This is a genomic window from Stenotrophomonas sp. NPDC077421, assembly GCF_049545505.1.
In the GTDB taxonomy this organism is placed as follows: domain Bacteria; phylum Pseudomonadota; class Gammaproteobacteria; order Xanthomonadales; family Xanthomonadaceae; genus Stenotrophomonas; species Stenotrophomonas nematodicola.
The window spans coordinates 1-24,935 of record NZ_JBMWDP010000002.1 but is presented as its reverse complement, the minus strand read 5'-3'; the positions used below and the strand labels follow the sequence as shown (position 1 = coordinate 24,935).

The following is a 24,935-nucleotide window of genomic DNA, read 5'->3' as shown; positions in this document are numbered from 1 at the left end:
CACCTTAATAGCGCCCGACACTGGCCCGGTATTACAATATAGCCAATGAATGACACATTCCGGCCAGCACCCGACCCCATCGCCGCCCAGATGATCCGCAACAACGTGCTCGACTGGTTCGAGCGCGACGATGGGCTGGGCGTGCTCGGCTTCCGGGTCGAGAGCGCCAACGGGCTGGAGCGCGAGATCGACTGGCACCAGCATCGGCGCGGCCAGTTGATCAGCGTGGAGGCCGGCCTGCTCAACATCCGTACCCGGCACGGGAACTGGTCGCTGCCGCCCGGGTGCGCCGGCTGGATGCCCCCGGCCGAACCCCACACGGTGGACATCTGCGGCCCGCTGCGGGGCTGGGGCGTGATCATCAGTGCCGGGCTGACCCGCGAACTGCCCGATGAACCCTGCGTGGTCGCCATCTCCGACCTGCTGCAGGCGCTGGCGCTGCGCGTCACCGAATGGCCCCCTGCCGAGACGGCCAGTCCGCGCCAGCAGCACATGATCGAGGTCCTGCTGGACGAACTGCGGCACGCCCCGCGACAGCGCATGCATCTGCCGATGCCGCAGGACCGGCGGCTGCTGCGGATCGCCTCGCAGCTGATCGCCAACCCGGCAGACGGCCGCAGCCTGGAGCAGTGGGCGCAGTGGGCGGGGCTGTCGCCGCGTACACTGACCCGGCACTTCCGCGACGAAACCACCCTCAGCTTCGCCCAGTGGCGCCAGCAGGCGCGCCTGGCCGAGGGCCTGCGCCGCCTTTCCGACGGCCAGGGGGTGTCCGACATCGCCCACGAACTGGGGTTCAGCAGCCCCAGCGCCTTCGTCACGGTGTTCCGCCGCCACTTCGGCTGCCCGCCCGGGCGCTATCTGGCGCGCAACGGACAGCCACTGAACCCATCACGCGGCTTGGCATCCCCGGCCGCATCCGGATAATCGTCCGCCTGCGAGGGCGACAGCCGTCGCCGTCCCTTGCCACAGGTACCAATCCCGCATGACCGATCTCGCCCGCCCCGCCTTCCACGGCTTTGAACAGCTGCCCCTGCGCGAATACGCCGAACGGGCGTACCTGGACTATTCGATGTACGTGGTGCTCGATCGCGCACTGCCGTTCATCGGCGACGGGCTCAAGCCGGTGCAGCGCCGCATCATCTATTCGATGAGCGAGCTGGGCCTGAACGCGGGCTCCAAGCCGAAAAAATCCGCACGTACTGTCGGCGACGTGATCGGCAAGTACCACCCGCACGGCGACAGCGCGTGCTACGAAGCGCTGGTGCTGATGGCCCAGCCCTTCTCCTACCGCTATCCGCTGATCGAAGGCCAGGGCAACTTCGGTTCGACCGATGATCCCAAGTCGTTCGCGGCGATGCGTTACACCGAATCCAAGCTGACCCCCATCGCCGAAGTGCTGCTGGGTGAGATCAGTCAGGGCACCACGGACTGGACCCCGAACTTCGACGGCACCCTGGAAGAGCCGACCTGGATGCCGGCGCGCCTGCCGCACCTGCTGCTCAACGGCACCACCGGCATCGCCGTGGGCATGGCCACCGACGTGCCGCCGCACAACCTCAACGAGATCGTCAGCGCCCTGCTGCACCTGCTGGACGATCCCGATGCGACCGTGGCCGATCTGTGCGAGCACGTGAAGGGGCCGGACTACCCGAGCTTCGCCGAGATCATCACGCCGCTGGCCGACCTGCGGAACATGTACGAGACCGGCAACGGCAGCGTGCGGGCGCGCTCGACGTTCGTGAAGGAACACAACAACATCGTGGTCAACGCGCTGCCCTTCCAGGTATCGCCGTCGAAGGTGATCGAGCAGATCGCCGCGCAGATGCGCGCCAAGAAGCTGCCGTGGCTGGAAGACATCCGTGACGAATCCGACCACGCCAACCCGGTGCGGGTGGTGCTGGTGCCGCGCTCGAACCGCGTGGATGCCGAACAGTTGATGGGCCACCTGTTCGCCACCACCGACCTGGAGCGCAGCTACCGGGTCAACCTCAATGTGATCGGGCTGGACGGCCGTCCGCAGGTGAAAAACCTGAAGATGCTGCTCAGCGAGTGGCTGCAGTTCCGCGGCACCACCGTGACCCGCCGCCTCAACCACCGCCTGCAGAAGGTCGAGCGCCGCCTGCATGTGCTGGACGGCCTGCTGGTTGCCTTCCTCAACCTGGATGAGGTGATCCACATCATCCGCACCGAGGACGAGCCCAAGCCGGCGCTGATCGCACGCTTCGGACTGAGCGAGGAGCAGACCGAGTACATCCTGGAAACCAAGCTGAAGCAGCTGGCACGCCTGGAGGAAATGAAGATCCGTGGCGAGCAGGATGCGCTGGTCAAGGAACGCGACAAGATCCAGTCGATCCTGGAGAGCAAGGCCAAGCTGAAGAAGCTGATCCGTGACGAGCTGGTGGCCGATGCGAAGAAGTTCGGCGACGACCGCCGTTCGCCGCTGGTCCAGCGGGGTGCGGCGCAGGCCATCGACGAAACCGAGCTGGTGCCCAGCGAGCCGATGACCGTAGTGCTGTCGGAGAAGGGCTGGATCCGCGCGGCCAAGGGCCACGACATGGACCCGTCCACACTGTCCTACCGCGACGGCGATGCGCTGCTGGGGGCGGTCCGCGCACGCAGCACCCAGCAGGTCGCGTTCCTGGACAGCGAAGGTCGCGCGTACTCGACCCTGATCCACACCCTGCCCTCCGCGCGCGGCAATGGCGAGCCGTTGACCGGCCGCTTCTCGCCCGCGCCGGGCAGCGCGTTCATGACCCTGGCCAGCGGTGAGAACAACACCCGCTTCGTGCTGGCCTCCACGCATGGCTATGGCTTCGTGACGCGCTTCGAGAACCTCACCGGCCGCAACAAGGCCGGCAAGGCGATGCTCAATCTCACCTCCGGCTCGAAGGTGCTGACCCCGGCCGTGGTCGCCAATCCGGACACCGACCGGATCGTGGCGGTGACCAGCTCGGGCAACCTGCTGGCGATTGCGGCCAGCGACCTGCCGGAACTGGACAAGGGCAAGGGCAACAAGATCATCGACATCCCCAAGGCCAAGCTCGCCACCGAGCGCGTGGTGGCGGTGGTGTCAGTGAGCCCCGGCAACACCCTGCTGGTGCGCAGCGGCCAGCGGACGATGAACCTGTCGTTCAAGGACCTGGACACCTACCTGGGCACGCGTGCCACGCGCGGCCATCTGCTGCCGCGTGGCTGGCAGAAGGTCGAAGGACTGGCGGTGGAGTAACGCCGAGAGGATCGAACGCGGTCCCGATCACGTAGACACAGAAAGGCCGGGTTTCCCCGGCCTTTCTGTTTGCTTCTGCGTCGGCTGGCTGGCGGCTGCGGGCGGGCGGACGCGGGTGTCTGCGGCGTGCTGGCGAACGCTGGCTGGCGCGCGATTGAACACGCACGCGCCTCAGTGCGCGGCGGTGCCCTTGGCCTGCATCTTGCTGGTCTGGTACAGCGCCAGGCCGATCCGCTTGATCAGCCCCAGCTGCTGTTCCAGCCACCAGGCGTGGTCTTCCTCGGTGTCCTTGAGCTGCACCAGCAGCAGGTCGCGGCTCACGTAATCCTGATGCTGTTCACACAGCTTCATGCCGGCAGCCAGGTTGTCGCGCACGCTGTACTCGGTGTCCAGGTCCTTCTGCAGCATCTCTTCGACCGTGGTGCCGGGCTCGAACGCATGCGGGCGCATATCCGGATCGCCGCCGAGGAACAGGATGCGACGCAGCAGCGCATCGGCGTGCTGGGTTTCCTCTTCCATCTCATGGTTCAAGCGCTCGTACAGCGCGAACAGGCCCTGGTCTTCGTAGCGTCGCGAGTGGATGAAATACTGGTCGCGTGCGGCCAACTCGCCGCGCAGCAGGTCCTTCAGGCACGCAATGACGTCCGGATTGCCTTTCATGGTGGGGGGTTCCTGGTGGATCGATGGCGCACATGGTGCCGCATCCAGCGTTCCAATGATCTAATCGGAATCAGTCGCAGTTGGCGCCTACAATCGGCCAACACCGTCATCGGGGGGCGCGGGATGCGTCGCTGGCTCACGCGGGTGCTGTGGCTGTTGGTGGTACTGCTCATCGTTGTCATCGCCATCGTGTGGGGGCTGCTGCGCGGCAGTCTGCCCGCGCTGGACGGCACACAGCCGCTGGCGGGCCTGCAGGCTCCGGTGAGCGTCACCCGCGATGCGCTCGGCGTGGTCACCATCGATGCCGGCAGCCAGGCCGATGCGATGCAGGCGCTGGGGCTGGTGCACGCGCAGGAACGCTATTTCGAGATGGACCTGATGCGCCGCACCGCCGCCGGCGAGCTGGCCGCGCTGTTCGGCCCGGCCGCCGTCGAGATGGACCAGCGGATGCGCGTCCACCGTCTGCGTGCGCGTACCCGCGCGCATCTGGCCGAGGCCATCGGTGCGCAGCCCGAGGTGATCCAGGCCTATGTGGCGGGTGTCAACGCCGGCCTCGCCGGGCTGCGCGTGCGCCCGTGGCCGTACCTGCTGCTGCGCCAGCCGCCGGCCCCCTGGGCAGCCGAGGACAGCGTGCTGACCGGGCTGGCGATGTATGCCGATCTGCAGGACCCGGGCAACCAGGACGAGCTGGCGATGGCGCGCCTGCGTGACGTGGTGCCGCCACCGTTGTATGCCCTGCTCGCCCACGACGGCAGCGAGTGGGATGCGCCGCTGTTCGGCCCACCGCGTGGCAATGCGCGGCTGCCCGGCGCCGACGTGCTGGACCTGCGCCAGCCGTTGGCCGTGCCCCCCACCACAACAGCCGCGCGCGCCGAGCCGGATGTGCACGGCAGCAACACTATGGCCGTGGCCGGCGCACTCACCGCCGATGGCCGTGCGATCGTCGCCGATGACATGCACCTGGGCCTGCGCGCGCCGAACCTCTGGTTCCGGGTGCGGCTGCGTTATCCCGACCCGCAGGCACCCGGCGGCAAGGTCGATGTCACCGGCTTTTCCCTGCCCGGGTTGCCGGCGATCGTGGTCGGCAGCAACGGGTACGTGGCGTGGGGATTCACCAACAGCTACATCGACAACGCCGACTTCGTCCCTGTGCCGGCCGCCGCGCCCGGCACGGTCGATGGCATCCGGCGCTACGAGGAGCGCATCCAGGTGGCCGGGCAGCCCGACGTCCTCCTGCAGGTGCGCGAGAGCGCCTGGGGGCCGGTCCTGCACACGCGTGCGGATGGCAGCGGCGAGGCCCTGCGCTGGACCGCGCAGTTGCCCGGTGCACTGCGGCTGGACTTCGCGGCGATGGCGCGCGCCGGGAATCTGGACGAGGCCCTGCGCATCGCCGACCACGCCGGTATTCCCACCCAGAACCTGCTGCTCGGCGACCGCAACGGACGTATCGCCTGGCGGCTGATCGGCGCCCGACCCGACCGTGCCGCCGGCTGCCCGCCCGCCGGCGCCGCACAGCCGGCGGCGGCGCACTGCGCACCGTGGCCGATCCGCAGCGACCGCTCACCGGCGCTGGTCGACCCGCCCTCTCACCGCCTGTGGACCGCCAACGGACGCGTTCTCGACGGCGAGGCGCTGGCCGTCGCCGGCAACGGTGGCTACGACCTGGGCGCGCGCGGGCGGCAGATCCGCGACGGCCTGCTCGCGCGCGACCGCTTCACCGAAGCCGACCTGCTGGCGATCCAGCTCGACGACCGTGCGCTGTTCCTGGCGCGCTGGTGGACCCTGCTGCGCCAGGTGGTCGAACGCAGCGACGACCCCGCGCTGCAACGCCTGGAGGCGGCCAGCCGTCACTGGGACGGGCGCGCCGGGATCGACTCGGTCAGCTACCGGCTGGCGCGCGGCTTCCGCGGCAAGGTGGTGGACGCACTGACGGCGGGCCTGCTGGCACCGGCCAAGGCGCAGCTCGGCGACCAGTACCTCGCACCGCGGCTGGCCCAGTTCGACGGGGTGGCCTGGCCGCTGGTGACCGAGCGCCCCCCCCACCTGCTGCCGCCCACCTATCCCAGCTGGGACGCGCTGCTCGCCGATGCCGCCCGCCAACTGGAGACCGACCTTGCCGCACAGGGGCCCGATCTGGCGCAGCGCACCTGGGGCGAGCGCAACACGGCCGCGATCTGTCATCCGATCAGCCGCGCCCTGCCCGCGTTCGTCCGCCGCGGGCTGTGCATGCCCGCCGATGCCCTGCCCGGCGACCGCGACATGCCCCGCGTGCAGGGGCCGGCGTTCGGTGCCTCGCAACGCATGGTGGTCGCGCCCGGCCATGAGGCCGATGACCTGGTGCACATGCCCGGCGGCCAGAGCGGGCATCCGTTGTCGCCGTTCTGGGGCGCAGGGCACGAGGACTGGGTGAAGGGAACGCCGACACCGTTCCTGCCGGGCAGGACGGTGTACCGCCTGGAACTGACGCCGGGCACCGCGCGGTAGCGGGCCCCCGCCGCATCTGCCGCATCTGCCGCAGCTAGCGCCAGCGACGCTCCATCGCGTTCAGCAGCGGCCCGGTCATGGCGGTGGTCACCAGCGCCATGATTACCAGGACGGCGAACAGCCGGTCGCCAAGGAAACCCAGTTCGTAGCCCAGATTGAGCACAATCAGCTCCATCAGCCCGCGGGTGTTCATCAGCGCGCCGAGCGTCCAGGCGTCATGGTTGCCCATGCCGGCGCTGCGCGCCGCGCTCCAGGTACCGATCAGCTTGCCCAGCGTGGCCACCGCGATCACCAGCACGGACAGCAGCAGATCACTCGCCTGCAGCGCGTCGGCGCGCATGCGCAGGCCGGTCATGGCGAAGAACAGCGGCAGCAGCAGGGTGACGGCGAACGGCTCGACCCGGGTGGCGACGGTGTGGCGCAAGGTGGCATTGCCGGATACCGCCACACCGGCGGCGAACGCGCCGAACAAGGCGTGGATACCGAGAATCCCGGTCAACAACGCGCAGCCCAGCGCCATCAGCAGCATGATCAGCAGCCAACGGCCTTCCTGCCCGGCGGCGATCGTACGGCGCGAGAACCACGGCCGCACCACGCCCAGCATCAGCGCGGCGAACACCCCCACGCAGACAAGATTGATCGTTGCCGGCACCCAGCCCTGTGCCTGTGCGGCCGCCACGATCAGCGCCAGCAGGCACCACGCAGTGGCATCGCCGAGCGCGGCGCAGGCAATGGCGGTCTGCCCAAGCGGCGTACCACTCATGCCGCGGTCAGCCAGGATGCGCAGCAGCACCGGGAATGCGGTGATGCTCAGCGACACCCCCACGAACAGCGCGAATCCGGTGAAACCGATGTCGCCGGGCGCATGCGCCTCATACAACCACAGCGCCAGCAGCACGCCCAGCAGGAAAGGCACGGCGATGCCGGCATGGCTGACCACGACGGCGAAGCGGCGGCGCCCCCGCAGCCCGCCCAGATCCAGCTCGGCGCCGGCGACCAGCAGGAACATCAGCACGCCCAGCTGACTGAGCAGCCCCAGCGAGCCCAGCGACGCCGGCGGGAACAACGCGCCGTGCAGCTGCGGCAGCAGCGCGCCCAGCACCAGCGGCCCCATCATCAGGCCCGCGGCCATTTCGCCGATCACGCCCGGCTGGCCGAGCCGGCGGAACAGCCAGCCGGTGCCCTTGGCCACCAGCAGCAGCACAAGAAGCTGCAGCAGGAACAGCCCCAGTGGCGTACTCAGATGCGCTGCCCAGTCGGCATCGAGGGCCGCATGGGTACGGGCGACCTGCGCCTGCACGCCGGGACCGGCAAAGCGCGCAAGGCCTAGGCCCACCAGCAACGGTAGCGCCACCCAGCCGAGATACCGCCATGCCAGTCCGCGGCGACGCACGCCGCCGGTGGTGTCCGCTTCCATGACCGGTCCCGATCGATTGACGCAGGGATTCTACGGGTTCAGGGGCATCGCGGCAGCAGGCAGCGGTGCGGCGACACGGTGGCGTCGCCGCACCGGATCGATCACGCCAGTGCCTGGGCGTGCACACCGGCGACCGCGCGACCGGACGGGTCGGCCATTGCCGCGAAGCTCGCGTCCCAGGCGATGGCGGCCGGCGACGAACAGGCGATCGACTTGCCGCCCGGCACGGTTTCGGCCGCCGCCTGGGTCGGGAAGTACTGCTCGAACACGTGGCGGTAGTAATAGGCCTCTTTGGTCTGCGGCGGATTGTGCACGAAGCGCTTGTCCGCGGCCGCCATGACCCGGTCGCTGATCTGCGCGTCGGCATGCGCCTTCAACCCGTCGATCCAGCCGTAGCCCACGCCATCGCTGAACTGCTCCTTCTGCCGCCACAGGATCGACTCCGGCAGATACCCCTCGAATGCTTCGCGCAGCACCGCCTTTTCGATCCGGCGTGCGCCGTCGCCGCCCTTCCCCACCATCTTGTGGCGGGCATCGATGCGCATGGCCACGTCGAGAAACTCACGGTCCAGGAACGGCACGCGCGGCTCCACGCCCCAGGCCATCATCGATTTATTGGCGCGCAGGCAGTCGTAGTTGTTGAGCGCGTCGAGCTTGCGTACCAGCTCCTCGTGGAACTCCCGTGCGTTCGGTGCCTTGTGGAAGTACAGGTAGCCGCCGAATATCTCGTCGCTGCCTTCGCCGGACAGCACCATCTTCACGCCCATCGCCTTGATCCGACGCGCCAGCAGGAACATCGGCGTGGAGGCGCGGATGGTGGTGACGTCGTAGGTTTCGACGTGGCGGATCACTTCCGGCAGCGCATCCAGGCCTTCCTCGAAGGTGTACTCGAACCCGTGGTGCACGGTGCCCAGCGCCTCGGCGGCGATGGCCGCAGCCGCCAGGTCGGGCGACCCCTTCAGGCCGATCGCGAACGAGTGCAGGCGCGGCCACCACGCTTCGCTCTGGTCGCCGTCCTCGATGCGATGGCGGGCATAGCGTGCGGCCACCGCAGCCACCAGCGAGGAATCGAGACCGCCGGACAGCAGCACGCCATAGGGCACGTCGGTCATCAGCTGCCGGTGTACGGCACGCTCGAAGGCTTCGCGCAGCTCGGTCAGGTCGGCAGCCACGCCGTCCACCGCGTCGTAGTCGCGCCACGGGCGCTCGTAGTAGCGGGTCAGCGTGTCGGTGGCGCTGTCGTACCAGTGGCCGGGCGGGAACTGCGCGGCGTCGGCGCAGATGTCCACCAGTGACTTGAGTTCGGAGGCCACCACCAGGCGGCCGGCGCTGTCGTGGCCCCAGTACAGCGGCACCACGCCGATCGGATCGCGTGCGATCAGTACACGCTGCGCCGCGCGGTCCCACAGCGCGAAGGCGAAGATGCCGTTGAGGCGGTTGAGGAACGACGCGGGGGTGTCCTGGCGGTACAGCGCGTTGATCACCTCGCAGTCCGACCCGGTCTGGAAGGCGTAGGGCTGGGCCAGCTCGCCCTTGAGTTCACGGTGGTTGTAGATCTCGCCGTTGACGGCCAGGGCCAGGTCGCCGTCGTCGGACAGCAGCGGCTGCGAGCCACCGGCCGGATCGACAATCGCCAGGCGCTCATGGACCAGGATGGCGCCGTCATCGACGTACACCCCGCTCCAGTCCGGGCCGCGGTGGCGTTGCCGCTGGGACAGCTCGAGGCTGTGGCGGCGCAGGGCCGGAAGGTCGTCGCCGGCCTGCAGGCCGAAAATACCGAAGATCGAACACATGGGAGCAGCTCCTGGGAATGGGGGAATACACGTGACGTCTGTATCCGACCGGCCACCTTTCCCGGGCCTGTGCTGCACCCGGAAAACAAAAAACCCGCATCGACCGATGCGGGTTTTCTGGGTCCGGGCGTGTGTTGCTGTTCTAGCCCTGGTCGCAGTCCCGCATCGGCCGCGCACGATTATTCGCGCGCAGATTGCTGCGGTTATTGGTGTTGACGGCGGTGGCCAGGAACGAGGACATGGATCGACCGTACCCCGGTTTTGGCGACGGCGCAACTGTTGCGACGGCAACCGATTCAGCGGGCGCGCCATCGCGCTCGGGGATAATCGCCCACCCCGTTCCGGATATCATGGATGACCCTCTGCTTCCCCCGCCTGCGCGCCGCGCTGCTGCCGACGCTGGCCCTGCTGGTCCTGGCAGGCTGCCATAGCGCCCCTACCCGCCCGGTCAGCGACACCGAACGTGATGCCCTGGCCGCTGCGGCCGATGGGCAGTTCGACTCGGCGATGCGCGTGGCCAGGATGTACCGGGCCTGGAATGACCCGCGCGCGTTGGACTGGTACGCGCGCGCCGCCGCCACCACCCCACGCACGCATCGCACCACCGGTGCCGAAGAGGAGTTGGGCACGATCCTGGAACGCGGCCGCCTGGACAGCAGCGACACGCCGCAGAAGCCCGAGACGGTCGTGTTGAAGCCGTCGCCACGCAAGGCCTTCCGCTGGTACCACAGCGCCGCGTACCACGGCTCGCCCTATGCCATGCACGACCTGGAGAAATGGTATGAACGCCGCGGCGACATGGAAGGCGCACTGCGCTGGCGCCTGCGCTCGGCGGTGTATCTGCGCGAGCTGTACAAGCTGCAGGCGCTGCGCGATGCGACCAGCGGGTCGGCCAAGCCCGGCACGCCGGTCAGCAGCGCGCCGTCGCCGAACCCGGTGATCGCCGCCATCCAGCGCCGTGCCGAACGCGGCGATGCCGAGGCCCAGGTCGATCTTGGCGCGCTGTACGAAGCCGGCATCGGCGTGACCGAGAGCAAGGCCGATGCACTGCGCTGGTATGCCCGCGCGGGCAACCAGGGCAACGTGTATGGCCAGTACCTTGCCGGGCTGGTGCAGGGGCGTGGTGGCCGTGGCCTGGAGAAGAACGTGGATGCAGCCGCCGGCTGGTTCGCCCGGGCCGAAGCGCAGGGCTTCTACATGGCAGCCGAATCCTACTGGCGCGAGGCGATCGCACCGCCGTTCTTTACCTTTGAATGATGGCCAAGCGACGTACCGGGCCTGGCCCGGTCGCGCTGTACACAGCCAACGGCGCTGCGCAAGACTGCATCGCCACGCGCTTCTCGCCCAGAATGGGTGGCATGAACAGCGTCACTTTCCGCAACGACACCCTCACCCGTGAACGCATGCAAGAGATCATCACCGCGCATCCGCGCGCGGCGATATTTGAATCCTGCGTATTCGACGGCGGCGACTTTTCGCGGCTGGACATGGACGGCGTGCAGTTCAACCACTGCTCGCTGGCCGGAACAACCTGGCTGGCCGCATCGCTGGAGGAAAGCCGGTGGTACAAGTGCCGGGGCAGCCAGGCCGATTTCAGCTCGGCGCTGCTCAGCGACAGCCAGTTCTCGCACTGCGATCTGAACAACAGCCATTGGCGTCGCGCGACGCTGTCCTCGGTGCGGTTCGACGACTGCAAGCTCACCGGCGCGCACCTGCAGGAGGTGAGCGGCTGGGCACTGGAGTTCCGCAACTGCCTGATGGTCAGTGCGGACCTGCGCGGCCTGTCGTTCCGCAAAGCGCAGCTGGACGGCATGGATTTCTCCGATGCGGAGCTGTCCGGCTGCGATTTCCGCGACGCGGTGTTCAACGGCGGCAGCCTGCGCAATGCACAGACGCGCCTGACCCGCTTCGAAGGCGCCGACCTGCGCGGCACCGACATCAGCGGACTCAACGTGATGGATGCCAAGCACTTCCGGAAAGCGGTGATCTCACACCCGCAGGCCGCCGCGGCGCTGGCCGCGTTCGGCCTGATCGTGGTGTAAGGGCCGCTCCACGCCGGCGATGACCGGTCAGGCCAACAGACGCTCGATGAGGCGCTGGTACAGGGCCGGCAGCCGTTCCAGATCGGCCACTGTGACGTTCTCGTCGACCTGGTGGATGCTGGCGTTGACCGGCCCGACCTCGATGCACTGCGCCCCCAGCGGCGCGATGAAGCGCGCATCGGAGGTACCGCCGCCGGTGCTTTCCTCCGGCGGCGCGCCCGCGAACCCGCCCAGTACCTCACGGGCGACCTGGCGCAGCGTGCCTTCCGGCGTATAGAACGGCTCGCCGCTGCGATGCCAGGCGAGCGTGTAGTCCAACGCATGGCGGTCAAGCAGCGTGGCGATCTCCTGCTCCAGCGCCGGCGCGCTCCAGTGCGGGTTGTAGCGCAGGTTGAACAGCACCTGCAGCTCACCCGGAATCACGTTGTTGGCGCCGGTGCCGGCATGGATGTTGGAAATCTGCAGGCTGGTCGGCGGGAAGCTCGCGTAGCCGTCATCCCATTGGCGTGCGGTCAGCTCGGCCAGCGCCGCGGCGGCCAGGTGGATCGGGTTGCGCGCCTTGTCCGGGTAGGCCACATGGCCCTGCACGCCCTTGACCGTCAGCGTGGCCGACAGGCTGCCACGACGCCCGACCCGCAGCAGATCGCCGAGCACGGCGGTGGAGGACGGTTCGCCGGTGATGCACCAGTCGATGCCCTGCCCCCGCGCACGGAAGACGTCGGCCACCCGGCGCACGCCATCGATGGCGTCGCCTTCCTCATCACTGGTGAGCAGTACCGCGAGGGTGCCAGGGTGGTCCGGATGAGCGGCGACGAACTGCTCGGCGGCCACCACGAAGGCGGCCACGCTGCCCTTCATGTCCGCCGCACCGCGGCCGTACAGCACGCCATCACGGATCTGCGGCACGAACGGGTCGCTGGTCCAGGCCTCGACCGGCCCGGTCGGCACCACGTCGGTGTGGCCAAGCAGCACGAGCACCGGCGCGCCGTGCCCGTGGGTGGCCCACAGATTGTCGACCTCGCCAAGGCGCAGGTGTTCGCAGCTGAACCCGGCGCGCTGCAGGCGCCCGGCCAGCAGCGCCTGGCAGCCGGCATCGTCGGGGGTCACCGACGCGCGCGCGATCAGGTCGCAGGTCAGTGCAAGGACATCGCTCACGCGCCGGCTCCGAAGCGCTGCTTGAAACCGTTGTCCGAGAACCCCTGGGTCACAGTGCCGTCGGCCGTGACCACCACCGGCCGCTTGATCAGCTGGGGATGCTCGCGCAGCAGCAGCTTCCACTCCGCGTCGGAGGCCGCCGCCTTGCGGTTCTCCGGCAGTTGCCGCCAGGTGGTGGACGAGCGGTTGACCAGTGCGGCGAATCCGCCGGCCTGCGCGGCCCAGTCGATCAGGGTTTCCGGCGAGGGGATGTGCTCGCGGTAATCGACAAAGGTGTACGGCACCTGGAAGCGGTCGAGCCACTTGGTGGCCTTCTTGCAGGTGTCGCAGTTCTTCAATCCATACAGGGTGGTGGTCATGGCGCGCTCCGCACAACGTCGATCAGGAAAGACCGCCGAAGCATGTCACACCAGGCGTTCGGACACGACCCGGAACGGCACCTGCGGCACCCGGAAGCAGAGCGCATCGGCGGGATCGACCCCCATGCCCGCCACCCGCGGACAGTGCGGCTGGCCCACCAGCCGCAGCGGCTGCACCTGTGACACCGTGATCGGCAGGACTATGTGGGTCAATGCGGTACGGCCGTCGCCGCACACGGCGATGGCCGCGTCCTGGCAGGCGAGAAATGCCAGCGCCTGCGGCGTGGGTCACGCTGTCGATCACGTTGCAGTCGAACAGCACCACCGGCGTGGCCGCCGTGTCGTCCTCGGGCAGCAGGTACCAGCGCCAGTTGCTCTGCAGCGGCGAGGGAAACAGCGCACGCAGCCGTCCGGCGAACGCCGGGCCGAAATGGCCGTGCCGATAGGTCAACACCGTGTAGGGCGTGCGCCCGGCGTGGGTGAACAGCCGGTAGCCCGGTGGCGCTGTGGGCGCGTTGGCGGCATCCACCCACCAGGTCATGTAGATCACATCGCGCACATCGCTGCACAGCGGTGGCACCGGCAGCACGCGGGTCAACGCGCGCCGCAGGGCCGTCCAGCGCGTACCGTCCAGCAGGCGCTGCAACGCGCGTCCCGGCCACCCCGGGAAGGGATGGCGGTAGCGCGCCGCCTGCGCCAGCGACGGCGCCAACTCAGTCGGCCAGACCGCGCAGCAGGTCGTTGACGCTGGTCTTGCTGCGGGTCTTGGCATCGACCTGCTTGACGATCACGGCGCAGTACAGCGAGTGCGAGCCGTCCTTGGACGGCAGCTGGCCGGACACCACCACGCTGTACGGCGGCACCGAGCCGTAGCTGATCTCGCCGGTGGCGCGGTTATACACGCGGGTGCTCTGACCGAGGAACACGCCCATGCCGATCACGCTGTGGTGACCCACCACGAAACCCTCGACCACCTCCGAGCGGGCGCCGATGAAGCAATGGTCTTCGATGATGGTCGGGCTGGCCTGCAGCGGCTCGAGCACGCCCCCGATGCCGGCGCCGCCGGACAGGTGGCAGTGTTTGCCGATCTGCGCGCAGGAACCGACGGTGGCCCAGGTATCGACCATCGTGCCTTCACCCACGTAGGCGCCGATGTTGGTGAAGCTCGGCATCAGCACCACGTCCTTGCCGAAGTAGGTGCCGCGGCGCGCGATGGCGCCCGGCACCACGCGCACGCCGGCACGGCGGAACCTGGCTTCATCGAAGCCGGCGAAGCGCGATTCGACCTTGTCCCAGAACGGCGCCGGGCGTGCGTCGACCACGGCCATGTCGTTGACGCGGAAATACAGCAGCACGGCCTTCTTCAGCCACTCGTTGACCTTCCAGCCGCCGTGGCCATCCGGCTCGGCCACGCGGAATTCGCCGGTTTCCAGGCCGTCGATGACCCGGCCGACCAGCGGCTTGGTCGAGCCTTCCAGTTCATGCAGGGTCAACGTGGCACGGCGCTCGAAGGCGCTCTCGATGCCGAACTTCAGCTCTTCCACGCCCGGCGTGGCCGGCTTGCGCAGCGACTTGCGGGCGATGGTGGCGTCCCGGCTGGCGGTGCGCTTGGCGGCGCTTTCAGTCGGGCTGGCGGCGGCCTTGCCGGCGGCGGCTTTGCGCGGCGCGGCCTTCTTCGCGGCCACCGGCGCCTTCGCGGCAGGCGCCGTCCTGGCGGCGGCAGTCTTCTTGGCCGCCGCAGAGGTAGCGGCAGTCTTCTTGGTCGGCTTGGTGGCCATCAGCGGGGGTCTCCGGCGTTTCGATCAGGGTCCAGGCAGGCCAGCATGGCGTCGTGCAGCTGCTGCCTGGCGGATTCGGTCAGGGGGTGGTCGTGTTCATCGCTGATCACGAACATGTCTTCGGCGCGCTCGCCGAAGGTGGCGATGCGGGCGTCGTGCACGCGCAGGCGCTGGTTGCGCAGCACGTAGGCGACATCGGCCAGCAGGCCGGGGCGATCCGGCGCGACCAGGCTGAAGCGGGTGCTGCTGCTGCCTGCGTCGGCGATGTCGCGGAATTCAATGCGGGGCGCGAAACGGAAATGGCGCAACTGGCGGGGAATGGCCCGGCGCGAGGGACGCAGCCGGGACAGGTCACCGGCCAGCGCATCGCGCAGCGCCGCCTCCAGCCGTGGCGCGTCGCCATCGGCGAAGCTGTCGGCCGGCGTCACCTCGAAGGTATCGAAGATGGTGTCCACCGGCCCGTCCAGTACGCGCGCGCGGTGGATGCCGTAGCCCTTGCGGTCCAGCGTCATCACGATCGCGGCGAACAGGCCATCGCGATCGGGCGAATGCACGAACACTTCCAGCGCCTGGTCGTCAGGAGTGATGCGGCGCACCTTGACCAGGGTCTGGCCCTGCTTCACCGGCACCAGCGCTGCAGCCTGCCACGCCAGTTGCTCGGGGCGCAGTCGGATGAAGCTTTCGTCGGGCATCACCGCGAACTGGCGGTCGATGGTGGCGTCGTCGTAACCGCGTTCGCGCACCAGCGTGCGCACCGAGTCACGCGCCTCGGCCACGCGCTCGGCCGCCGGCATCTGGTTTTCGAGCCCGTCGCGCAGCGCGCGGCGGGCAGCGAAGTACAGATCGGCCAGCAGCCGGTCCTTCCAGGCGTTCCAGAGCTTGGGACTGGTGCCGGCGATGTCGGCGCAGGTCAGCAGATAGAGATAGTCCAGCCGGTCGCGGCTGGCCACCAGCGTGGCGAAGCGGTGGATCACGTCCGGATCGGAAATGTCCTGCTTCTGCGCCGTCACCGACATGCGCAGGTGCTGCTCGACCAGCCAGGCCACCAGGTCGGTGTCCGAGGCGCTCAGCGCATGCGCCTGGCAGTAATCGCGTGCGTCCACCGCACCGAGTTCGGAATGGTCGCCGCCGCGGCCCTTGGCGATGTCGTGGAACAGACCCGCCAGCAGCAGCAGCTCCGGCTTGCGCAGGCGCGGCCACACCTCGTGGGCGATCGAGAAGCGCTCGTCGGCGCGGCTGCTGGCGAACAGCCCGATGTTCCGCAGCACCATCAGGGTGTGCTGGTCCACCGTGTAGACATGGAACAGATCGAACTGCATGCGCCCGGACACTTGGGCGAACGCCGGAATCCACTGGCCGAGCACGCCCAGGCGGGCCATCCGCGCCAGCGTGTCGACCGCGCGCGGGCTGCGCAGCAGCGCCATGAACTGCTCGCGCGCCGCCGCGCCCGCGCCGGTATACGCCGGCAGCGCGGCCAGCGACTCGGCCAGCGCGCGTGCGGTCAGCGAATGCAGGCCGCGCACGTCGGGGTTGTAGGCCCAGCTGGAGAACAGCGCGAACACCTGTTCGATATCGCCCTGCGGCCACTGCGGATCGTTGGCGGCCAGGTAGCCGCGACGCAGCGAGAAACCCACGCTGACCGGCTCGGGCACCGCTTCGCCGTCGAACTGTTCTTCAAAGCGCTGCAGCAGGCGGTCACTGATCCGCCGCACCACCGTGGCGCTGCGGTAGAACCCCTGCATCATTTTCTCGACGCCCAGGCTCTCCGGGTCGTCTTCGAAGCCGAGGCGTGCGGCCAGGGTCTTCTGGTAGTCGAAGCGCAGGCGTTCTTCGGGGCGGTTGGCGACCAGGTGCAGGCCAAAGCGCAGCTGCGCCAGCGCGCAGCGCTCGCGCCGCAACGCGGTGGCCTCGTCCAGCCCCAGATGCCCAAGGCCGACCAGGGCCTCCAGTTCGCGCACGCCGAACGCACGCAGCGCCATCCATCCCAGTGTGTTGAGGTCGCGCAGGCCGCCCGGGCCATCCTTGATGTCCGGTTCGAGGTTGTCGGCGGTATCACCGAAGCGGCGGTGGCGCGCCAGCAGCTCCTCGCGTTTGGCAAGGAAAAACTCGCGGGGCGGCCACAGGCCATCGACGTTGACTGCTGCCTTCAGCGCCTGCCGGGCGGCATCGTCGGCCACCAGCGGGCGCGATTCGATCAACGCGGTCAGCACGGTCTGGTCGGCGCTGGCGTCGGTGCATTCCTGCGCCGAGCGCACCGCATGACTGACCGGCAGGCCGCAGTCCCACAGCAGGGCGAACAGGCGTGCCAGCGCCGGCTCCTGCGCCCGCTGGCGCGGCGGCTCGCCGAGAATCAGAAGATCGATGTCCGAACGCGGAAACAGCTCGCCGCGCCCGTACCCCCCGACCGCGAACAGCGCCAGCCCGCTCTCGGCCGGCAGACAGCGCTGCCAGGCCAGACGGATCAGGTGGTCGGCCGCGCGGGCGCGCAGCGCCAGCAGGCGCTCGATGTTGTCGCCCTGGTCGAAGCGCCGGTACAGGCGTGCATCGGCCTGCTGCAGGGACTGGCGCGCTGTCGCCGCCCATTCCGGGTCAGCGACGGAGGTGGCCGGCGCGTCCAGCATCGGGCTCGCCGGCAGCATGCTCAGACCTGCGATTCGCCGGGCGACAGGGTCAGCACGTCCACGCCGGTCTCGGTGACCGCGATCATGTGCTCCCACTGCGCCGACAGCTTGCGGTCCTTGGTCACCACGGTCCAGCCATCCGGCAGCACCTTGTTGTAGCGGGTGCCCTCGTTGATCATCGGCTCGATGGTAAAGGTCATGCCGGGCTGCAGCACCAGCCCCTGGCCCGGGCGGCCGTAGTGCATCACCTGCGGTTCGTCGTGGTAGATCTTGCCGATGCCGTGGCCGCAGTACTCGCGCACCACGCTGAACCGCTCGGCTTCGGCATAGCTCTGGATCGCATGGCCGATATCGCCCAGCGTCGCGCCCGGCTTGACCGCACGGATGCCGCGCCACATCGCTTCATAGGTGGTGTCGACCAGGCGCCTGGCCATCACCGACGGGGTGCCGACGTAATACATGCGGCTGGTGTCGCCGTGCCAGCCGTCCTTGATCACGGTTACGTCGATGTTGACGATGTCGCCGTCCTTGAGGACCTTGGCTTCGCTGGGAATGCCGTGGCAGATGACGTTGTTCACCGACGTGCAGACGGTCTTCGGGAAGCCCCGGTAGCCGACGTTGGCCGGCGTGGCCTTCTGCACGTTGATGATGTGGTCGTGGCAGATGCGGTCCAGCGCTTCGGTCGTCACGCCCGGCTTGACGTGCGGGGTGACGATGTCGAGCACCTCGCTGGCCAGACGGCCGGCGATGCGCATCAGTTCGATTTCCTGGGGAGTTTTCAGATTCACGCTCATGGCGACCATTATCGCCGATCCGGAGCCAGACTGAACGGGGCCGGCGGGAACGCCGACAGCCGAGGTTGGGCTGGCTGACCGGGGCCGCCGTGCGCCGGGGAGGCCGCGTGAACGCAAAAAACGCCAGATCCGGCCAGAAATCCTCACGTTTCCCCGACAACCCCGCTTCTATAAGCAGGGTAGCGCCCGCCCGGCGCCCGTCCCTGCAGTACGTCAGCATCGACCTGATCATCCAGGACCCCCGTCCAAGGAGAATGCCCATGCGATCCCTGCGTCCCCTGCTCGTCGGTGTCGGCCTGGCGGCCCTGTCCACCCCCGCCCTGGCCGCCGATACGACCACCTTCAACGTCAAGATCATCATCACCAAGGCCTGCACGATCACGGCGGCAGCCGCCACGGACGTGGATTTCGGCAGTGCGCTGTCCACCGCCACCAGCCCCTCCAACGCCCAGGGCACGATCACCGCCCAATGCTCGGCCTTGACGCCCTACACCATCGCGCTCAACGCCGGCTCCAACGCGGGCACGGCCAATGACGTCACCACCCGGCGCATGAAGAACACCAATGCGGCGGTGACCACCAACAATTTTGTCGGCTACCAGCTGTACCAGGATGCCGGCCACAACACCGTGTGGGGTGCCACCGCCGGCACCAACACCGTGGCCGGCATCGGGACCGGCCTGCCGCTGGCCTACAACGTGTACGGCCAGATCGCCAATCCCAGCGTCAACAACGCCGCTACCGGCAGCTATCAGGACACCGTCACCGCCACCATTTCCTACTGAGGTTGCCATGCTGACTTTCGGACCGGGGCGCCCACGGCGACCCACGGCGTCGGCATGGCGGGCGTTGCCTTGGCTGTGGCTCGGCATCGCCGGCATGGTCCACGCCGCGAGCCTGCAGGTCGCGCCGACCTCGCTGCAGCTCACCCCTGGACAGAATGCGGACGCGTTGTGGGTCAGCAACAGCGGCACCTCGCCGGTGGACGTACAGGCGCGCGTATTCCGCTGGACGCAGCGCGATGGCAAGGACGCGCTCGAGCCCACCACCGAGCTGGCAGTGAGCCCGCCGATGCAGTCGCTGGCCGCCGGCCAGCAGCAGCTGATACGGGTGGTGCGCGTGCAGCCGGAAGCGCCCGCTGCGCAGCTCGCGTATCGGGTGATCGTCGATGAGGTACCAACGCTCGACCCGGCCCGCCGGGGCATGCAGTTCGTACTGCGCTACTCGCTGCCGGTGTTCGTGCAGCCGGCCGGCGGACAACCGCCGGCCCCGGACCTGCAGGCCAGCGTGGTCGATCTCGGCGCGGGGCGCATCGCGCTGCAGGTGCATAACCGCGGCAACAGCTATGCCCAGATCGCCGACCTCGCCGTGGGCGACCCCGCGCGACCGCAGATCGTCCAGCCGGGCCTGCTCGGGTATGTACTGAGCGGCCAGACCATGCGCTGGCCCCTGGAACTCACCGCAGCCCGGATGGCGGGCGGCACGCTTTCGGCGAAGATCAATGGCGAGCAGGCCCAGACCCCGCTCCCCCTTGCGCCACCGTCTCGCTGAGGCGTGCGTGCGGATGGCGCTGGCTGCAAGCCTGTTGCCCCCGGCCGCGAGCGCGGCGGAGGCCGATATCGGCGCGTCCGGCGACGCCCTGCTGCCGGCACCCACGCCGTTGACGGCAACGCAGACGCTGTATCTGGATGTGACCCTCAATCGCAGTCCACGCGGTCTGCTGCCGTTCTCGCTGGACGCCGGCCGCCTGATGGCCCCGGCCTCCACCCTGCGCCAGCTCGGTTTCAGCGTGCGGGGTGAGGCCCCGCTGCCACTGGATGCCCTGGGCGGCGTTGTGGTGCGCTACGACGCTGCGCTGCAGACCTTGGCGCTGGACGCGCCGCTGTCGCAGCTGACCCTGCCCACCACCCTGCTGGAACGCGCGGCAGCGCCCACGCCGGTGGCCAGCGCGTCGCCGGGCGCCCTGCTCAATTACGACGTGTATGCCAGCCACAACCAGGATGCGGGCAACCTGGCCCTCACCACCCAGTGGCGCGTGTTCGGCCTCGGCCGTGGCGTGCTGGAAAGCACCCAGTTGCTGCGCACCTACCAGGAAGGCCGCAGTGGCCACTGGCGCGGCGAAAGCGTCCGTCTGGACAGCCACTGGGAACTGGACTTCCCCGACAGCGCCACGACCTTGACCGTGGGCGACTTCTTCAGCGGGTTCGTCGACTGGAGCCGCCCGGTACGCATGGGCGGCGTGCAGATCGGCCGCAACTACGGACTGCAGCCCTACCGTGTGCTCACCCCCACGCCCACCTTCCTTGGCGAGGCCGTGGTGCCCTCCAGCGTGGAGCTGTACGTGGACGGACTGCGTCAGTACAACGGCGAGGTCCCGGTGGGGCCGTTCCAGCTCGCCGCCCAGCCCGGCATCAGCGGGGCCGGCAACGCGCAGGTGGTGATCACCGACGCCTACGGGCGCATGCAGACCGTGGACTTCGCCTTCTACGGCGCCCAGCAGCTGCTCGCCAAAGGCCTCACCGACTGGTCACTGGGCGTGGGCCGGATGCGCCGCGAATATGGCATCCACTCCTTCGCCTACGACACCCCGGTGCTGGTCAGCGGCACCTGGCGCCACGGTGTCAGCAACCGCTTCACCGCCGAGGCCCACGCCGAAGGCGGTGGCGGCGTGGCCAACGCCGGCGCCGGCGGCTGGTGGCTGCTGGGCCCCGGCGGCGTGTTCAACGCAGCGTACGCCGGCAGCCGTGTGAACGGTCGCGAGGGTGGCCAGTGGGCGCTGGGCTACAGCTGGAACAACCGGCGCGTCAACGTCAATGCCGCCACCCGCCGCACCCACGGCGACTACCGCGACCTGGGCGCCCTGCAGGAGGCCCTGCCCCCCGATGTCACCGACCAGCTCACCCTGGGCCTGACCCTGGGCCGCGCCGGCGCGATCAGCGCAAGCTACCTGCGGTTGTCCTATCCCGACGGTGACGACAACCGCTACGCCAGCCTGTTCTGGAACAAGACCTTCTCGGCGCGCTGGTCTGCCTACCTGTCCTTCAACCAGGACCTGTCCGACCGTGACGACCGCAGCGTCTACCTGTCGGTGTCGGCCAGCCTGGGCCGCAACCGACAGAGCAGCGTGTCGGCCCAGCGCAACGGCGACCGCCGTCTGTATGCCGTGGATGTCTCGCAACCGGTTCCGGGGGACGGCAGCCAGGGTGGGTTCGGCTGGCGGCTGCAGGCCCGCGATGGCGATGGTGGTGCCGGCGGACTGGCCGAACTGGGCTGGCTGAACCGGGTCGGCCGCTACGCACTCGGCGCCTCGCGCCAGGGCGATGCCAACTTCGCTTATGCCAATGCCGCCGGCAGCCTGGTCTGGATGGGGGGCCATGCCTTTGCCGCACGCGAAGTGCCGGATGCGTTCGCGGTGGTTTCCACCGATGGTATCGGCGGCATCCCGGTGCGCCTGGAGAACCGACTGATCGGGGTGACCGATGCCAACGGCCTGCTGCTGGTCACCCCGCTGCTGTCCTGGCAGCGCAACCGCCTCTCCATCGACACCCTCGACCTGCCGGCCGAGATGCGCGCCGACCGGGTGGACACCTGGGTGACGCCGCGCCAGAACGCCGGACTGGGCGTTGCCTTCGGGCTGCGGCGCACCCGCCAGGCCACCGTGGTACTGCACGATCCGCTGGGCCTGGCCCTGCCCCCGGGCAGCCGCGTGCACCTGCCCGATGGCCGCCGGACCATCGTGGGCTATGACGGCGAGGCCTACCTCGACGATCTGCCTGCGCAGAGCCGCCTGCGCGTGGAGACAGAGACCGGCCGCTGCGAGGTCGAGGTCGCGGTGGTCGGCACGGCCGACGGCACGCCCCTGCGCATCGGCCCGCTGCGCTGCCTGCCGGTGCCCCCATGAGCAGCGCCTGGCACAGCGGACTGCCGCTGGCGGCGCTGCTGGCGTGCCTGTGGCTGGTACCGGCGCCTGCGCGGGCAGCCACCACCTGCACCGCGACCGCCCCGGGCGCGCTCGCCTTCGGCACCATCACCAATGGCGCAGCGGCGCCGACCAATGTGATGGTGTCGTTCAAGATCCAGTGCAGCACCGTCGGCCTGTCCCTGCTCGCCGACGCGTCGGTCCGGGTCTGTGTCGGCATCGGAACCGGCAGCACGGGCACCACCCTGTCCCCGTTCCGCGGCATGACCAACACCTTCGGCGACACCATGTCGTTCCAGCTCTACACCAATGCCGCGCGCACCATCCCGTGGGGACTGCTGCCGGGCGGAACGCCCCCGGCGCAGGTCGTCGATCTGAAGTACCCGGTGCCTGTCCTGGGTGGCAATGGCGAAGTCACATTGACCCTCTACGGCCAGATCCCGGCCAACCAGGCGCTGGCCTTCGGCAGCTACACCAGCAGTTTTTCCGGCAGCGCGGTCACCCTGGAATACGCCTACAACGAAGTTCTCCTGGGCGGCTCGACCACCCCGGCGACCTGCACCGCCGGCACCACCGGGCACAAGACCGCCACCGACGCCTTCCCGTTCACCGTGACCGCCAACGTGCTCGCGCAATGCAGCGCCACGGTCGCCACCGACATGGACTTCGGCAGCCGCGCCGGCAGCATCGCCAGCGCGATCGACCAGACCTCCACCATCACCACCACCTGCCTGAAGCGCACGCCGTTCACGGTCGCGCTGGACAACGGCCTGTATGCCGGTGGCACCAGCGTGCGGCGGATGCGGCACGTCACCAACGCCGCCTACACCATTCCCTATGAGCTGTACCGCGACAGCGCGCGCACCCTGCGCTGGGGCACTACGCAGAACGTGGACACCCTTGCCCAGACGGGCACCGGCAGCGCGCAGCCGATCACCGTGTACGGCCGCGCACCGGCCACGGTCGGTGCGGTGGCCGAAGGCAGCTACAACGACCGCGTCCAGGTCACCATCACGTTCTAGGCCGGTGGCGTTCCCTCAAGCATGGCGCCACAACGCCGATAACCCCGTCGCCCTCCCTGTTGTCGACGTGGATGATCCGCCGCCGTTCCGTCCCGCTGCTGGCGCTGAGCCTGCTCGCCAGCCTGGCCGTCCCCGCGGCCTTGTGCGCCCCCGCCACGCCCCTGCGCATCACCCTGCGGGTCGTCGAGGCATGCCGTCTGCCGTCCGGCCCGGCGACGGACGCCTGTCAGGCGGCCCACCAGCGCAGCGATGATGGCACCCCGCCACCTGCGCAGGTGCAGGCACTGGCCCCGGCCGATGAAACGGCACCGCCCGGCCCGGAGCGCGCATGGCCTCCCACCTTCATCTTCTGATCGCGCCGCGGGCGGCGCTGCTTGCCGTGCTGGCAGGGCTGCTGCCCGGCGTCGCGGCGGGCCAGGCGCTGGAGATCGCGCCGCTGCAGGTCACCCTCCCCGCCGGCAGCGCCGACGGCGAACTCTGGCTGCACAATACCCACCCGGGCGCATGGACGGGCCACGCACGGCTGTATCGCTGGGAGCAGACGCCCGACCGGGAGCTGCTGACCCCGGCCGATGACGTGGCCTTGAGCCCGACCCGGCTCACCATTGCCCCGGACGGCCGGCAGCGGCTGCGCGTGGTGCGGCTGGACAGCGGCCCGCTGGCGCAGGAGCGCAGCTACCGGCTGCTGCTCCGCGCAGGGCCGGACAGCCCGCCCCTGCAGGTCTCGCTGCCGGTGTTCCTGGCCCCGGACGGCGACGCGGCAGGTCCGCCCGCCCTGACCGTGCAGCTCGGCGACGCCCTGCCCGGCCCGTCCCTTCGGCTCTACAATGACGGCCCTCGCCATGTCCGCCTGGCCGACCTGGCCTTCGTGGACCCCCACGGCCGGCGCCACCCGCTGATCCCCGGCCTGGCCGGCTACGTCCTGCCGGGCCGGATGCGCCAATGGTCCCTGCCGGCCCGGGCGGACGGCTACCACCGCGGCCGTTTCCAGGCCCGCCTGGACGATGCCGCCCAGGCCGATCTGGCCCCGGCCACCCCGCCAATTGCGCCGGCCGCCGCAGCCGGGCTATAATCGACAGGATTTCCCGCGCTCTTCGCGTGAAAACCGTCCACACCGGACGTCACCGGTGAATCCACACCTGTCGTCCCCATCCGTGCCGGGGTGCTCCGCAAGGAGTTCGGCCACGGAGACGACCGGGAAGCCCAACCCCGGAACCACCCGCCTCACGGCGGACCGCCCATCTATTACCCGTGGCGGCCGGTTCCCACTCAGGAGTATTGCAATGCCCCAGGTCACCATGCGTCAGATGCTGGAAGCCGGCGTCCACTTCGGCCACCAGACCCGTTACTGGAACCCCAAGATGGGCCAGTACATCTTCGGCGCCCGCGGCAAGATCCACATCATCAACCTGGAAAAGACCGTTCCGCTCTTCAATGACGCGATGAACTTCATTTCCAGCATTGCCCAGAAGCGCGGCACCATCCTGTTCCTGGGCACCAAGCGCAGCGCCCGCGAGTCGATCCGCGAAGAAGCCGAGCGTTGCGGCATGCCGTTCATGAACCAGCGTTGGCTGGGCGGCACCCTGACCAACTTCCGTACCGTCAAGCAGTCGGTTGCCCGCCTGAAGGAACTGGAAGCCGGCGAAACCGACGGCAGCTTCGACA

At 69.1% G+C, this 24,935-nt stretch carries 21 protein-coding genes; 12 read left to right on the top strand and 9 right to left on the bottom strand.

Annotated features, from left to right (window positions below):
- The first annotated feature begins 45 nt into the window (after positions 1-45).
- Together ACPEH1_RS01500 and parC are read left to right on the top strand one after the other, a co-directional pair.
- Positions 46-924, top strand: a complete 879-nt coding sequence (locus tag ACPEH1_RS01500) for a helix-turn-helix transcriptional regulator (RefSeq protein ID WP_313217048.1) — start codon at positions 46-48, stop codon at positions 922-924.
- A gap of 58 nt (positions 925-982) precedes the next feature.
- On the top strand, positions 983-3,226 hold the full coding sequence (gene parC / locus ACPEH1_RS01495; RefSeq protein WP_017357361.1) for a DNA topoisomerase IV subunit A: 2,244 nt from the start codon (positions 983-985) through the stop codon (positions 3,224-3,226).
- Positions 3,227-3,397: 171 nt separating this feature from the next.
- On the opposite strand, the gene bfr is transcribed toward parC, so the two are convergent.
- Positions 3,398-3,886 (bottom strand): bacterioferritin, encoded by a 489-nt coding sequence (bfr, locus tag ACPEH1_RS01490; protein WP_017357360.1) that lies wholly within the window; start codon positions 3,884-3,886, stop codon positions 3,398-3,400.
- Between the two features lie 123 nt (positions 3,887-4,009).
- Between bfr and ACPEH1_RS01485 the strand changes: the two genes are divergently transcribed.
- Positions 4,010-6,370 (top strand): penicillin acylase family protein, encoded by a 2,361-nt coding sequence (locus ACPEH1_RS01485; RefSeq protein WP_423715118.1) that lies wholly within the window; start codon positions 4,010-4,012, stop codon positions 6,368-6,370.
- A gap of 34 nt (positions 6,371-6,404) precedes the next feature.
- Here ACPEH1_RS01485 and ACPEH1_RS01480 read toward each other — a convergent pair whose 3' ends face one another.
- Complete coding sequence (locus ACPEH1_RS01480) at positions 6,405-7,787, bottom strand: cation:proton antiporter (protein WP_423715117.1); 1,383 nt, start codon at positions 7,785-7,787, stop codon at positions 6,405-6,407.
- A gap of 101 nt (positions 7,788-7,888) precedes the next feature.
- Positions 7,889-9,580 (bottom strand): asparagine synthase B, encoded by a 1,692-nt coding sequence (gene asnB, locus ACPEH1_RS01475; protein WP_136004235.1) that lies wholly within the window; start codon positions 9,578-9,580, stop codon positions 7,889-7,891.
- A 354-nt stretch (positions 9,581-9,934) separates the two neighbouring features.
- Between asnB and ACPEH1_RS01470 the strand changes: the two genes are divergently transcribed.
- Both ACPEH1_RS01470 and ACPEH1_RS01465 read left to right on the top strand, forming a co-directional pair.
- Positions 9,935-10,837, top strand: a complete 903-nt coding sequence (locus ACPEH1_RS01470; protein WP_423715116.1) for a tetratricopeptide repeat protein — start codon at positions 9,935-9,937, stop codon at positions 10,835-10,837.
- A 101-nt stretch (positions 10,838-10,938) separates the two neighbouring features.
- A complete protein-coding gene (locus ACPEH1_RS01465; RefSeq protein ID WP_312710418.1) occupies positions 10,939-11,622 on the top strand; it encodes a pentapeptide repeat-containing protein in 684 nt (227 codons plus the stop codon).
- A 27-nt stretch (positions 11,623-11,649) separates the two neighbouring features.
- Here the strand turns inward: ACPEH1_RS01465 and dapE are convergent, their stop codons facing one another.
- Genes dapE through map form a run of 6 tightly spaced genes read right to left on the bottom strand, consistent with a single transcriptional unit; the run spans position 11,650 to position 18,329 of the window.
- A complete protein-coding gene (gene dapE / locus ACPEH1_RS01460; RefSeq protein WP_313241697.1) occupies positions 11,650-12,777 on the bottom strand; it encodes a succinyl-diaminopimelate desuccinylase in 1,128 nt (375 codons plus the stop codon).
- Complete coding sequence (locus ACPEH1_RS01455) at positions 12,774-13,136, bottom strand: arsenate reductase (protein WP_017357482.1); 363 nt, start codon at positions 13,134-13,136, stop codon at positions 12,774-12,776. The genes dapE and ACPEH1_RS01455 overlap by 4 nt, the downstream gene beginning before the upstream one ends.
- 22 nt (positions 13,137-13,158) lie before the next feature.
- Positions 13,159-13,848 (bottom strand): hypothetical protein, encoded by a 690-nt coding sequence (locus ACPEH1_RS01450; RefSeq protein ID WP_423715114.1) that lies wholly within the window; start codon positions 13,846-13,848, stop codon positions 13,159-13,161.
- Between the two features lies 1 nt (position 13,849).
- On the bottom strand, positions 13,850-14,914 hold the full coding sequence (gene dapD / locus ACPEH1_RS01445) for a 2,3,4,5-tetrahydropyridine-2,6-dicarboxylate N-succinyltransferase (protein WP_153164421.1): 1,065 nt from the start codon (positions 14,912-14,914) through the stop codon (positions 13,850-13,852).
- Positions 14,914-17,535, bottom strand: coding sequence for a [protein-PII] uridylyltransferase (locus ACPEH1_RS01440; RefSeq protein WP_423715167.1), 2,622 nt, complete (start codon positions 17,533-17,535; stop codon positions 14,914-14,916). Before ACPEH1_RS01440 ends, dapD begins: the two co-directional genes overlap by 1 nt.
- A gap of 20 nt (positions 17,536-17,555) precedes the next feature.
- Positions 17,556-18,329, bottom strand: coding sequence for a type I methionyl aminopeptidase (gene map / locus ACPEH1_RS01435; RefSeq protein WP_026070700.1), 774 nt, complete (start codon positions 18,327-18,329; stop codon positions 17,556-17,558).
- Positions 18,330-18,589: 260 nt separating this feature from the next.
- Between map and ACPEH1_RS01430 the strand changes: the two genes are divergently transcribed.
- The 7 genes from ACPEH1_RS01430 to rpsB form a co-directional block, all read left to right on the top strand.
- Positions 18,590-19,114 (top strand): Csu type fimbrial protein, encoded by a 525-nt coding sequence (locus ACPEH1_RS01430; RefSeq protein ID WP_017355581.1) that lies wholly within the window; start codon positions 18,590-18,592, stop codon positions 19,112-19,114.
- A 7-nt stretch (positions 19,115-19,121) separates the two neighbouring features.
- Positions 19,122-19,880, top strand: a complete 759-nt coding sequence (locus ACPEH1_RS01425; RefSeq protein ID WP_026070699.1) for a fimbrial biogenesis chaperone — start codon at positions 19,122-19,124, stop codon at positions 19,878-19,880.
- Between the two features lie 13 nt (positions 19,881-19,893).
- Entirely contained in the window at positions 19,894-22,230 is a 2,337-nt protein-coding gene (locus ACPEH1_RS01420; RefSeq protein WP_423715112.1) for a fimbria/pilus outer membrane usher protein, read from the top strand.
- Entirely contained in the window at positions 22,227-23,270 is a 1,044-nt protein-coding gene (locus ACPEH1_RS01415; RefSeq protein WP_136004253.1) for a Csu type fimbrial protein, read from the top strand. Before ACPEH1_RS01420 ends, ACPEH1_RS01415 begins: the two co-directional genes overlap by 4 nt.
- Positions 23,271-23,341: 71 nt before the next feature.
- Positions 23,342-23,623 carry a hypothetical protein gene (locus ACPEH1_RS01410; RefSeq protein ID WP_136004255.1) on the top strand — a complete coding sequence of 94 codons (282 nt, stop codon included), beginning with the start codon at positions 23,342-23,344 and terminating at the stop codon, positions 23,621-23,623.
- Positions 23,599-24,342: a fimbrial biogenesis chaperone gene (locus ACPEH1_RS01405; protein WP_423715111.1), complete on the top strand. Its 744-nt coding sequence runs from the start codon at positions 23,599-23,601 to the stop codon at positions 24,340-24,342. The genes ACPEH1_RS01410 and ACPEH1_RS01405 overlap by 25 nt, the downstream gene beginning before the upstream one ends.
- A 211-nt stretch (positions 24,343-24,553) precedes the next feature.
- On the top strand, positions 24,554-24,935 hold a 382-nt coding region (gene rpsB, locus ACPEH1_RS01400), incomplete at its 3' end, for a 30S ribosomal protein S2 (RefSeq protein WP_423715110.1).

What these genes read in the sequence shown, in the direction of transcription:
- ACPEH1_RS01430 (WP_017355581.1), top strand. Translation starts at nt 18,590, where the DNA reads ATGCGATCCCTGCGTCCCCTGCTCGTCGGTGTCGGCCTGGCGGCCCTG.
- ACPEH1_RS01465 (WP_312710418.1), top strand. Translation starts at nt 10,939, where the DNA reads ATGAACAGCGTCACTTTCCGCAACGACACCCTCACCCGTGAACGCATG.
- ACPEH1_RS01425 (WP_026070699.1), top strand. Translation starts at nt 19,122, where the DNA reads ATGCTGACTTTCGGACCGGGGCGCCCACGGCGACCCACGGCGTCGGCA.
- ACPEH1_RS01455 (WP_017357482.1), bottom strand. Translation starts at nt 13,136, where the DNA reads ATGACCACCACCCTGTATGGATTGAAGAACTGCGACACCTGCAAGAAG.
- dapD (WP_153164421.1), bottom strand. Translation starts at nt 14,914, where the DNA reads ATGGCCACCAAGCCGACCAAGAAGACTGCCGCTACCTCTGCGGCGGCC.
- bfr (WP_017357360.1), bottom strand. Translation starts at nt 3,886, where the DNA reads ATGAAAGGCAATCCGGACGTCATTGCGTGCCTGAAGGACCTGCTGCGC.
- ACPEH1_RS01410 (WP_136004255.1), top strand. Translation starts at nt 23,342, where the DNA reads ATGATCCGCCGCCGTTCCGTCCCGCTGCTGGCGCTGAGCCTGCTCGCC.
- ACPEH1_RS01415 (WP_136004253.1), top strand. Translation starts at nt 22,227, where the DNA reads ATGAGCAGCGCCTGGCACAGCGGACTGCCGCTGGCGGCGCTGCTGGCG.
- ACPEH1_RS01440 (WP_423715167.1), bottom strand. Translation starts at nt 17,535, where the DNA reads ATGCTGGACGCGCCGGCCACCTCCGTCGCTGACCCGGAATGGGCGGCG.
- ACPEH1_RS01470 (WP_423715116.1), top strand. Translation starts at nt 9,935, where the DNA reads ATGACCCTCTGCTTCCCCCGCCTGCGCGCCGCGCTGCTGCCGACGCTG.
- ACPEH1_RS01405 (WP_423715111.1), top strand. Translation starts at nt 23,599, where the DNA reads ATGGCCTCCCACCTTCATCTTCTGATCGCGCCGCGGGCGGCGCTGCTT.
- ACPEH1_RS01500 (WP_313217048.1), top strand. Translation starts at nt 46, where the DNA reads ATGAATGACACATTCCGGCCAGCACCCGACCCCATCGCCGCCCAGATG.
- ACPEH1_RS01480 (WP_423715117.1), bottom strand. Translation starts at nt 7,787, where the DNA reads ATGGAAGCGGACACCACCGGCGGCGTGCGTCGCCGCGGACTGGCATGG.
- parC (WP_017357361.1), top strand. Translation starts at nt 983, where the DNA reads ATGACCGATCTCGCCCGCCCCGCCTTCCACGGCTTTGAACAGCTGCCC.
- asnB (WP_136004235.1), bottom strand. Translation starts at nt 9,580, where the DNA reads ATGTGTTCGATCTTCGGTATTTTCGGCCTGCAGGCCGGCGACGACCTT.
- ACPEH1_RS01420 (WP_423715112.1), top strand. Translation starts at nt 19,894, where the DNA reads ATGGCGCTGGCTGCAAGCCTGTTGCCCCCGGCCGCGAGCGCGGCGGAG.
- map (WP_026070700.1), bottom strand. Translation starts at nt 18,329, where the DNA reads ATGAGCGTGAATCTGAAAACTCCCCAGGAAATCGAACTGATGCGCATC.
- ACPEH1_RS01485 (WP_423715118.1), top strand. Translation starts at nt 4,010, where the DNA reads ATGCGTCGCTGGCTCACGCGGGTGCTGTGGCTGTTGGTGGTACTGCTC.